The sequence below is a fragment of the Mucilaginibacter dorajii genome (assembly GCF_024808255.1).
Lineage (GTDB): Bacteria > Bacteroidota > Bacteroidia > Sphingobacteriales > Sphingobacteriaceae > Mucilaginibacter > Mucilaginibacter dorajii.
This window is the reverse complement of the sequence record NZ_JANTYS010000051.1, coordinates 1-1,844: the sequence shown is the minus strand read 5'-3', so window position 1 is coordinate 1,844 and position 1,844 is coordinate 1. Positions and strand designations below refer to the sequence as shown.

Annotated in this window: 1 protein-coding gene; it reads left to right on the top strand. The window is 48.2% G+C overall.

Going from position 1 to position 1,844, the window contains the following annotated elements; translation table 11 throughout:
• Positions 1–1,844: glucosamine-6-phosphate deaminase (nagB, locus tag FHS10_RS29200; protein WP_259097787.1), on the top strand; the 1,844-nt coding region annotated here is incomplete at both ends.

The window sequence follows — 1,844 nt, the reverse complement described above, 5'->3', positions numbered from 1 at the left end:
ATGGCCCGATTAAATTTATTGGAAGAGACCCGGTACGAGAAGCTGCCGGTGAGCGTTTATGGCAACCAGCAGGAAGCATCACTGGCGGTAGCAGGCAGGATTGCCGTTTTGATCCGCGATAAGCAAAACAAAGGTGAACAAGCCGTTCTTGGCCTGGCAACAGGTGTTACACCCATTAAGGTTTATGCCGAACTGGTGAGGCTGCACCAGCAAGAAGGCTTATCTTTTAAAAACGTAATCACCTTTAACCTGGATGAGTACTTCCCCATGAAGCCCGATGCTGCCCAAAGCTATGTTACCTTCATGTACGAGAACCTGTTCAGCCATATTGATATCGATAAAGCCAATGTACACATACCCGATGGTACTTTAGATAAAGATGCCGTGGTTGCTTTCTGTTTAGATTATGAGAAACAGATTGAAGAGCTGGGTGGTTTAGACCTGCAATTGTTAGGCATCGGCCGTACCGGTCACATCGGCTTTAACGAGCCGGGATCGGCACCAAACTCGGGCACCCGTTTGGTTACTTTAGATGACCTTACCCGCAGTGATGCCGCCCGTGATTTTGGTGGTAAAGCCAACGTGCCTACCAAGGCCATCACCATGGGGATTGGTACCATTTTTAAAGCCCGTGAAATTATCCTGATGGCCTGGAGCGCCAAGAAAGCCCCAATCGTTAAAAAAGCGGTGGAAGGTGAAATTTCGGGCGAAGTACCGGCTACTTACCTGCAGCTATCTGATCATGTTGAATTTGTATTGGATGAAGACGCGGCATCTGAGCTTACCCGTTTTGATACCCCATGGTTAGTAAAAGATTGTTCATGGGATGATAATATCCTGAAAAAGAAAGCGGTGATCTGGCTGGCCGATACCATTGGCAAACCGGTACTGAAACTAACCGAAGAAGATTATAACAACCATGGTATGGCACAGCTTGCTGTAGAGCAGGGCCCGGTTTACAACATCAATATTGATATTTTTAACCAGATCCAGCATACCATTACCGGCTGGCCAGGCGGTAAGCCTGACGCGGACGATTCACAACGCCCGGAACGTGCTTTACCTGCCAAAAAACGGTCGATCATCTTTTCTCCGCACCCTGATGATGATGTGATCTCGATGGGTGGTACGTTTATCCGACTGGTTGACCAGGGTCATGATGTACATGTAGCTTACCAGACATCGGGCAATACGGCGGTATGGGATGATGATGTATTGCGTTACATGGAGTTTGCTATTGATTTTACCAACAGCATCGGTGAAGACAGTGGTCACCTGGGCAAACTATATGAAGAGATGCGCGCGTTTTTCCCGCAGAAACAGCCCAACCAGATTGATACCCGCGAGATTCGCAATGTGAAAGGGTTTATCCGTAAAACGGAAGCCATCTCCGGTGCACGTTATGCCGGTCTGCCGGATGACCATATCCACTTTATGGCATTGCCTTTTTACGAAACCGGCAAAACCAAGAAGAACACCGTTGGCGAGGAAGATATCCAGCTGACTATCGATCTGCTTCAAAAAATAAAACCGCAGCAGATCTTTGCTGCCGGTGATTTTGCCGATCCGAACGGAACTCACTTAGTTTGCTTCAATATTATTTTAGCTGCCCTGGAACGTTTGAAAGCGACCGAGGAATGGGTGAAAGATTGCTGGTTATGGATGTACCGTGGTGCATGGCACGAGTTCCCTACCCACGAGATTGAAATGGCGGTACCTTTGTCACCACAGGAGGTTATCCGCAAGCGTAATGCTATCTTCAAACACCAATCTCAAAAAGATCGTCCGGTTTTCCCGGGGGATGATGCCAGGGAGTTTTGGGTGAGAGCCGAGGACAGGACAAG